We start from the raw sequence: 8833 nt of genomic DNA, 5'->3' as shown, positions 1-8833 counted from the left end.
ACGAGCGTGCGGAGATCATCCTCGTCGAGCGCGGGCCCTATATCAGCTTCGCCAACTGCGGACTGCCCTATCATATCTCCGGCGCCATTGCCGATCGCGACAAGCTGCTGGTCACCTCCGAGGAGATGTTCGAGGCGCGCTACCACGTCGATGTCCGCTCGCGTACCGAGGCGCTGTCCGTCGATCGCGCCGCCCGCACCGTGACGCTGCGCGACCTCGACAGCGGCGAGGAGACGGTCGAGTCCTACGATCGCCTGCTGCTGTCGCCCGGCGCCGAGGTGCTGAAGCCGCCGATCCCCGGCATCGGCTCGCCGCGCATCTTCACCCTGCGCAACATCCCCGACCTCGATCGCATCATGACCTCGCTTTCCGAGAGCAAGCCGCGCCGCGCGGTGGTGATCGGCGGCGGCTACATCGGCCTTGAGGTCGCCGAGAACTTCCACGAGCGCGGTCTGTTCACCACCGTCGTCGAGGGGGCGCCGCACGTGCTGGCGCCGTTCGACGACGAGATGGCGGCCATCGTCCATGCCCACATGCGCGACCGGTCGGTCGAACTCTATCTCGACGACAAGGTCGAGCATTTCGAGGACCGGCCCGACCACACCATCGTCTTCCTGGCCTCCGGCAAGCGCATCCAGGCCGACATCGTCGTGCTGGCCATTGGCGTGCGACCCGAGGTGAAGCTCGCCCGTGACGCCGGCCTCGATCTCGGCGCCACCGGCGGCATCAAGGTCAGTGAGCACCTTCAGACCTCCGACCCCGCCATCTTCGCGGTGGGCGACGCCATCGAGGTGGTCAACAAGGTGTCCGGCAGGCAGGCGCTGATCCCGCTGGCCGGCCCGGCCAACCGGCAGGCGCGCATCGTCGCCGACAACATGCTGGCCGGCGAGGGTGCCGCGCTGCAGAGTTACGGCGGCACGCTCGGCACCGCCATCCTGAAGGTGTTCGACCTCGCCGCCGCCTGCACCGGCCTCAACGAGACGGCGGTAAAGGCGCTCGATATCCCCTATCGGGCGACCATCACCCATTCCGGCTCGCACGCTTCCTATTATCCGGGCAGCCAGCAGATCAGCCTGAAGCTGGTCTACGGCCTCGATGGCACCATCCTCGGCGCCCAGGCCGTCGGCATCGACGGCGCCGACAAGCGCATCGACGTCATCGCCACGGCGATCCGCGCCGGCCTCAAGGTGACCGATCTCACCGAGCTGGAACTGGCCTACGCGCCGCCGTTCGGCTCGGCCAAGGACCCGGTCAACGTCGCCGGCTACGTCGCCGAGAACGTGCTGAACGGCAGCCACGAGATCATCGGCTGGCGCGAGTTGCGCGACCTCCTGAAGACCGATCCCGCCTCCGTCCAACTCGTCGACGTGCGCACGCCGGAGGAGTTCGCGCTGCGCACGCTGCCGGGTGCCCGCAACATCGAACTCGACTATCTGCGCGAGCGGCTCGGCGAACTCGATCCGGAGAAGCCGCTTATCCTGTTCTGCCAGGTCGGCCTTCGCGGCTATCTCGCCTATCGCGTGCTGAAGCAGGCCGGCTTCAAGAACGTCCGCAACCTGACCGGCGGCTTCAAGACCTATGCCTGGGCCACCGAGAAGCAGGCGAGCCCCGACCTGTTCGACTACGAAGACATCCGCCGCCGCGACTCGGCGGAGATCGAGGGGCAGATGGGCAACTGCCGCGTCGGCATGGCCGGCGGCGTGCAGATGCTTGATGCCACCGGCCTGCAATGCCCCGGCCCGATCCTCAAGACCTTCCGCGCCGTCGAGGCGATGGAGGTGGGCGAACTCCTGGAGGTCAAGGCGTCCGATCCGGCCTTCGGCCGCGACATCCGTGCCTGGGCCGACAAGACGGGCAACGAGCTGCTCGGCATCGCCACCGAGAAGGGGGTGATTACCGCCCGCATCCGCAAGGCGGCGCTCGCCGTCGTGCCAGCCGAGGGTACGGCCGTCGCGGCGGTGCGCGACGGCGCAACGCTGGTGGTGTTCTCCGGCGATCTCGACAAGGTGATGGCCTCGCTGATCATCGCCAACGGCGCCCTGGCCATGGGTTCCAAGGTGACGCTGTTCTTCACCTTCTGGGGCCTCAACGTGCTGCGGAAGCCCGACGCGCCGAGCCCGAGGAAGCCGCTGATCGATGCCGCCTTCGGCATGATGCTGCCAAAGGGGGCCGGCCGGCTCAACCGCCTCTCCAACATGAACTTCGCCGGCATCGGCGGCCGGCTGATGCGCAAGGTGATGGGCGACAAGAACGTCGAGACGCCGGCCGGGCTCCTGGCCTCGCTGGTCGAGGGCGGGGCAACGCTGGTCGCCTGCCAGATGTCGATGGACGTCATGGGCATCCGCCGCGAGGAGCTGATCGACGGCGTCGAGATCGGCGGCGTCGCCACCTTCCTCGGTGCCTCGCAGCAGTCCGCGACGACGCTGTTCATCTGACCCGCGGCGCCAGTCGCAACTGTCTCGGGGGCCGTCGCCTGCGCGACGGCCCCCTTGTCGTTCCGGCGGCCGGCGCTGCCCAGGGTTGCGACCAAAGTCGCATCGGCTGAATCTCTCTGATACTGTATATTCTGAAATACTAATTTACAGCGGTTCAGCCGCGCCTGGACGTGGAGAGCGAAGATGTCGCATGTGGTGGTGCTGGGGGCAGGGCTCGGCGGAACGATCATGGCCTATGAGCTGAAAAAGGTTCTCGGTCGTGAGCATCTGGTGACCGTCGTCAACAAGGGATCGACCTATTCCTTCGTGCCGTCCAACCCCTGGGTGGCGGTCGGCTGGCGCGAACCCGCTGCCGTCGAGGTGGACCTGGTACCGGTATTCTCCAAGGCCGGCATTGCGTTGAGGCCGGAGGGCGCCGAGCGGATCGTACCGGAGGAGAACCGCATCGAACTCATCGGCGGCGACAGCGTCGCCTACGACTATCTCGTCGTCGCCACCGGTCCGGATCTGGCCTTCGACGAGATACCGGGCCTCGGCCCGTCCGGCCATACGCAGTCGATCTGCCAGGTCAGCCACGCGGTGGAGGCCAAGGCGGCGGTCGACAGGCTGATCGCCAATCCCGGTCCGGTGATCGTCGGCGCGGCGCAGGGGGCGTCCTGCTTCGGCCCGGCCTATGAATTCGCCTTCGTGCTGGACAAGGCGCTGCGCGACGCCAAGGTGCGCGACCGCGTGCCGATGACCTTCGTCACGCCCGAGCCCTATATCGGCCATCTCGGCCTCGACGGCGTCGGCGACACCAAGGGCCTGCTCGAAAGCCAGCTGCGCAGCCATCACATCAAATGGATCACCAACGCCCGCATCGAAACGGTCGATGGCGGCGTCATGCATGTCGAGGAGCTGACCGAGGATGGCGCGCCGAAGGCCAAGCACGATCTGCCCTTCGCCTTCTCGATGATCCTGCCGGCCTTCCGCGGCGTCGGCGCGCTGCGCGGCGTCGAGGGGCTGGTCAATCCGCGTGGCTTCGTCACCATCGACCGGCACCAGCAGAACGCCAGGTTCCCCAATGTGTTCGCCATCGGCGTCTGTGTCGCCATCCCGCCGATGGGCAAGACGGCGGTGCCGGTCGGCGTGCCGAAGACCGGCTTCATGATCGAGAGCATGGTGACCGCCACCGCTCACAACATCGAACGGATGATCGAGGGCAAGGCGCCCAACGCCGAGGCGTCGTGGAACGCCATCTGCCTTGCCGACTTTGGCGACAGCGGCGTCGCCTTCGTCGCCCAGCCGCAGATCCCGCCGCGCAACGTCAACTGGTCGTCGTCGGGCTACTGGGTGCACGTCGCCAAGGTCGGCTTCGAGAAGTATTTCCTGAGGAAGATCCGCACCGGCCAATCCGAGCCCTTCTACGAGAAGCTGGCGCTGCAGGTGATGGGCGTCGACAAGCTGCGCTCGATCAAGTTCGACGACGACGCGGCCGCCTGAACGTCTGGTGCAAGAAAAAGGAGCGGCGCGGCCCCCGGGGGAGCCGCGCCGTTTCGTGTTGTCCGGTCGGGTGTCGCGCTTACTCGGCGGCGACGGCGGACCGGGCGTTGACCCGCTTGCGGATCAGGAAGCCGGCGTAGAGCACGATCAGCCAGGCCGGCAGGACCAGGACCGCCATCCGCATCGAGTCGAGCTGGGTCATCATGAAGATGATCATGGCCATGAACGCGACGCAGACGTAGTTGGCGATCGGGTAGAAGGGAGCCGGGAAGGTCAGCTTGGCCGCGTCCTTGGCGTGGGCCTTGCGGAACTTCAGGTGCACCAGCACGATCATCACCCAGGTGATGGTGGCGGCGGTGGTGGCGACGGCCATCACCTGCATGAAGGCGCCTTCGGGGATCAGGTAGTTGATGGCGACCACCACCAGCGTGCAGGCCGACGAGAACAGGATCGCCACATAGGGGACCTTGTTGGCGCCGAGCTTCATGAACAGCTTCGGAGCGTTGCCCTGCTCGGCGAGGCTGTAGAGCATGCGGCCGTTGGAGTAGATGCCGGAGTTGTAGACCGAGATCGCCGCCGTCAGCACCACGAAGTTCAGGATGTTGGCGGCCGAGCCGATGCCGAGCTTCGAGAAGATCGTGACGAACGGGCTGCCTTCCATGCCGACCTGGTTCCACGGGAAGATGATCATCATCACCGTGAGCGCGCCGATGTAGAAGATCAGGATACGCCACATCACCTGGCGGATGGCCTGCGGGATCGACTTCTTGGGATCGTCGGCTTCGCCGGCGGTGATGCCGATCAGCTCGGTGCCGCCGAAGGAGAACATCACCACGACGAGCGACAGCAGGAGGCCCCACATGCCGTGCGGGAAGAAGCCGTCATGCACCCAGAGGTTGGAGATGCCCGTCGCTTCGCCGCCGAGGCCGAAGACGATCAGCACCAGGCCGAGCACGATCATGCCGATCACCGCCAGCACCTTGATGATGGCGAACCAGAATTCGGCTTCGCCATAGAGGCGCACGTTGATCAGGTTGATGGCGGTGATCGATACCAGCACGATCAGCGACGTCAGCCAGGCCGGGAAGTCCGGGAACCAGTAGGCGACGTAGATGCCCACCACCGTCAGTTCGGCCATCGAAACGAGGATGTAGAGGAACCAGTAGTTCCAGCCGGCCAGGAAGCCGGCGAACTCGCCCAGTACTTGTAGGCGAAGTGGCTGAAGGCACCGGCCACCGGCTCCTCGGTCGACATCTCGCCGAGCATGCGCATGATGAGATACATCACGAAGCCGCCGATGATGTAGGAGACGATGATGCCCGGTCCGACCAGCTGGATCGAGGCGGCCGAGCCGTAGAACAGGCCCGTGCCGATCGCCCCGCCGAGGGCGATCATCTGGATGTGGCGGTTTTTCAGGCCGCGCGCGAGATGCGATTGCGTATCTGAAGACATTGTTGTCCTCCCGTTGAGCCGGATAGCACGGCCGCGAACGGCTCGGAATCCGGTATGCCCCCGTCGGGACGGGCGCCGATATCCCTCCTCGGTCTAGCGGCGCCCGCCTGGTTGGTCCGGTCGGTTCGCCCTTACTGGGCGGCGACCGTGTATTCGTCTTCCTTCACCCGCTCGGCCTCATTGGCGATCGGCTCGAGATGAGCCTGGAAGTGCCTGAGGATCGGCGGCTCCCAGGTGATGCGGTAGCCACGGGTGATGGTGTGGGCGCGCTTCTTGATCTCGATCAGGGCCTCGGCCATGATGTCGATGTGCGCCTGCGTGTACACCCGGCGCGGAATGGCGAGGCGGGTGAACTCGAAGTCGGCCTTCAACTGCTTGCCGGTGTCGGGGTCGTTGCCAAGCATGTAGGAGCCGATGTCGCACGAGCGAATGCCCGCTTCCTTGTAGAGCTCGATGGCCAGCACCTGGCCGGGGAACTCGTTGTAGGGAATGTGCGGCAGCATGGCGCGGGCGTCGACGAACACGCCGTGGCCGCCGACCGGCGCCTGATAGGCGATGCCGGCGTCGTCGAGACGGGCGGCAAGATACTCCATCTGACCGATGCGATAGCGCAGGTAATCGTTGTCGATGCCTTCGTAGAGGCCGATGGCCAGCGCTTCGAGGTCACGGCCGGACAGGCCGCCATAGGTGAAGAAACCCTCGTAGGAGATGCAGTTCGCCTTGATCTTCAGGATCAGCGGCGAGTCGGCATCCTTGACGCCCAGGATGCCGCCCATGTTGACGATGGCGTCCTTCTTGGCGGACATGGTGAACATGTCGCCGTAGGAGAACATCTCGCGGATGATCTCCTTGATCGACTTGTTCTGGTAGCCCGGCTCGTCACGCTGCACGAAGAAGGCGTTCTCGGCGTAACGGGCGGCGTCGATATCGAGCGGGATGCCGTGGGCCTTGGCGACCTCGGCCACCTCGCGCATGTTCTGCATCGACACCGGCTGGCCGCCGGCCGAGTTGTTGGTGATCGTCATGACGATCAGGCCGACGTTCTCGGCGCCCAGCTCGGCGATGGTCTTCTTCAGCTTCTCGACGTCCATGTTGCCCTTGAAGGGCGCACGGTGCGACGGGTCCTTGGCGACCGAGACGACGCAGTCGATGCAACGGGCGCCGGTCAGTTCGACGTGGGCGCGCGTCGTGTCGAAGAACATGTTGGAGATGGCGAACTTGCCCTTGCCGAGCAGGATCGGGAACAGCACCTTCTCGGCGGCGCGGCCCTGGTGGACCGGCTGGATGTAGCCGTAACCGAAGATGTCCTTGCCCGCTTCAAGCAGCTTGTAATAGCTCGACGCGCCGGCATAGGCCTCGTCGCCGCGCATCACGCCGGCCCACTGCTCCTGGCTCATGGCGCCGGTGCCGCTGTCGGTGAGCAGATCGATGTAGCAGTCCTCGCCGGCGAGATTGAAGAGGTTGTAGTGCGCCGCCGCGATCTTCGCGGCACGCTCCTCCGCCGTGAGCATCCGGAGCGGTTCCACTGCCTTGATGCGGAACGGTTCGGGGAAATACTTGATAGCCATTGTCCGTTACCTCCTACAGACCATTGGGCACCCCGGTCGTCGCGAGCGACTGGCGGACAGCGTCTCTAGGAATCTGCAAACATTTTTCCACATGAGCGAGATTCTGCGGCTCATGTGTTCACATTTGTGGCACTGCGGTGGCGTGGTGTCAATTAATTTACATAATGATAGGGTTTACGCGGATTTCAGCCGCATTCTGTGTGGATATTTTTGCAATCAGCGCGGGCGGTGGAAATTCTGTTGCGCCAGAGGGCTTGCGAGCTTGCGGAAAATTGCCCAGAGGATGGGAGGCCATCGGGATATGTACGAGGGAGCGGGACCCGTGGCCCGGTCGGCGAACCGGTCGGCGACTCGGGTTGACAAAACCGGCGCGAACGCTGCAACTCGGGCCGAAAGGCCGATGGTCCTGCGGCCGGGAGAAGAAGCGATGCCGGGCAGTTGGATCCAGCGCTACATGAAGCTGACCGAGTTTCTCGGCGCCGTGCTCGGTCCCGACTACGAGGTGGTGCTGCACGACCTCAGTGACGCCGACAAGTCGATCATCGCCATCGCCAACGGCCACGTCAGCGGCCGTACCGTCGGTGCGCCGCTCACTTCCGTGGCCTTGCAGTCGATCATCAACCATTCCTACGAGACGCAGGACTACCGCCTCAATTACGTCGGCGTCGCCGGCAGCAAGCTGTTGCGCTCGTCCACCTTCTTCGTGAAGGACGAGGAGGGGCGCCTTGTCGGCATGCTGTGCATCAACTTCGACGACAGCCGCTATCGCGAGCTGTCCGATCGCATCCTGAAGCTGCGCCACCCCGACATCTTCGTCGAGACCAACTTCGCCTATAACGAGGAGGCGGCCGCCGTGCAGGCGACGCCGCCGCCGGCCGAGGTCAGCGAGAGCTTCCCCAACTCGCTGACCGAGCTGACCGACCATCTGCTCGACGAGGAGCTGCGCGCGAGGGAGGCCGGCGGCGAACGGCTCAGCCATCGCGACAAGCTGGCGCTGGTGGAGATTCTCAACGCCAAGGGCATCTTCATGATGAAGGGCGCGGTGAAATACGTTGCCGATAAGCTCGGCTGCTCGCAGACCACCATCTATCGCTACCTGAGCCGCATGAACGGCGCGCCCGAAGGCAGCGAGGGATAACCGTCCGTGTGCCCGATCTCCAAATGAAAGACGCCGTCATGGCCCGCGGAGGCGGACCATCTCGGGCCGGAAAAGGCGCCCTGTATTGACGTGGTGTCTCGTCCTGCCCGAGATCCTTCGCCTTCGCGGAGGATGACGAGCCATATTCGCCGGCGGACCATCCCGGCCGGAATGGACTCACCTCAGGCGACGACGATCGGCTCGCCGCCCGTCCGGCTGATGGTGGCCGCCCTTGCCGCGAAGTCGACGGCCAGCGTCGCCTTGTCGTCGCCTCTGGTCCAGGTGAGTACCAGACGGTTTGCCGAAGGTTGCTCAACCGCAAAGTCACCGTCGAAAGCCGGATGCTCGTTGCGGAAACGGGCGAGGTCGCAAAGCCGGCGCACCACCGGCTTCTCCAGCGCCGCCGCCACCTCGTTCGGCGTGTAGTAGTGACGATTGATATCGCGGCCGACCTTGCTGCTGGCCAAGAGATCCATGTCGTTCACGCCGCCCAGCAGGCCGACGTAATAGACCTGCGGGATGCCCGGCGCGAAGAACTGCACGGCGCGGGCGATCAGGTATTCGTCATCGCGCTTGCCGAGCGCGTCGTAATAGGTCGAGTTGACCTGGTAGAGGTCGAGATTGGACGCGGCGGCGCCCGTCGCCAGCCGGCTTTGCCCGCCGGTGCGCTCGTGCATGGTCTCGACCAGCGCGTCGAGGGCGGCAGGCGCCAGCAGGCCCGGCCGGCCGTCGGTGGCGGCGCCGACGTCGATGACGCC

General features: G+C 65.2%; 4 protein-coding genes and 2 pseudogenes. 3 read left to right on the top strand and 3 right to left on the bottom strand.

What is annotated here, in order from left to right; genetic code table 11:
* Positions 1-2435: FAD-dependent oxidoreductase (locus H512_RS0119510; protein ID WP_026784843.1), on the top strand; the 2435-nt coding region annotated here is incomplete at its 5' end.
* A 183-nt stretch (positions 2436-2618) separates the two neighbouring features.
* Positions 2619-3917 carry an NAD(P)/FAD-dependent oxidoreductase gene (locus tag H512_RS0119505; protein WP_026784842.1) on the top strand — a complete coding sequence of 433 codons (1299 nt, stop codon included), beginning with the start codon at positions 2619-2621 and terminating at the stop codon, positions 3915-3917.
* 79 nt (positions 3918-3996) lie between these two features.
* Here the strand turns inward: H512_RS0119505 and H512_RS25105 are convergent.
* A pseudogene (locus H512_RS25105) lies at positions 3997-5369 on the bottom strand (amino acid permease).
* Positions 5370-5500: 131 nt separating this feature from the next.
* On the bottom strand, positions 5501-6937 hold the full coding sequence (locus tag H512_RS25100; RefSeq protein WP_053240081.1) for a tryptophanase: 1437 nt from the start codon (positions 6935-6937) through the stop codon (positions 5501-5503).
* Positions 6938-7364: 427 nt separating this feature from the next.
* On the opposite strand from H512_RS25100, the gene H512_RS0119490 reads away from it, so the two are divergent.
* Positions 7365-8075 (top strand): helix-turn-helix transcriptional regulator, encoded by a 711-nt coding sequence (locus H512_RS0119490; protein WP_026784841.1) that lies wholly within the window; start codon positions 7365-7367, stop codon positions 8073-8075.
* 182 nt (positions 8076-8257) lie between these two features.
* On the opposite strand, the pseudogene H512_RS27390 reads toward H512_RS0119490, so the two are convergent.
* Positions 8258-8833 (bottom strand): annotated as a pseudogene (locus H512_RS27390) (sucrose phosphorylase); the annotation flags it as partial.

Origin of the sequence: Pleomorphomonas koreensis DSM 23070 (genome assembly GCF_000425185.1) — a bacterium.
Taxonomy (GTDB): domain Bacteria; phylum Pseudomonadota; class Alphaproteobacteria; order Rhizobiales; family Pleomorphomonadaceae; genus Pleomorphomonas; species Pleomorphomonas koreensis.
This window is presented reverse-complemented; position numbering and strand designations above follow the sequence as displayed.

Excerpts from the sequence above, each read along its gene's own strand:
- H512_RS0119505 (WP_026784842.1), top strand. The coding sequence starts at position 2,619 with ATGTCGCATGTGGTGGTGCTGGGGGCAGGGCTCGGCGGAACGATCATG.
- H512_RS25100 (WP_053240081.1), bottom strand. The coding sequence starts at position 6,937 with ATGGCTATCAAGTATTTCCCCGAACCGTTCCGCATCAAGGCAGTGGAA.
- H512_RS0119490 (WP_026784841.1), top strand. The coding sequence starts at position 7,365 with ATGCCGGGCAGTTGGATCCAGCGCTACATGAAGCTGACCGAGTTTCTC.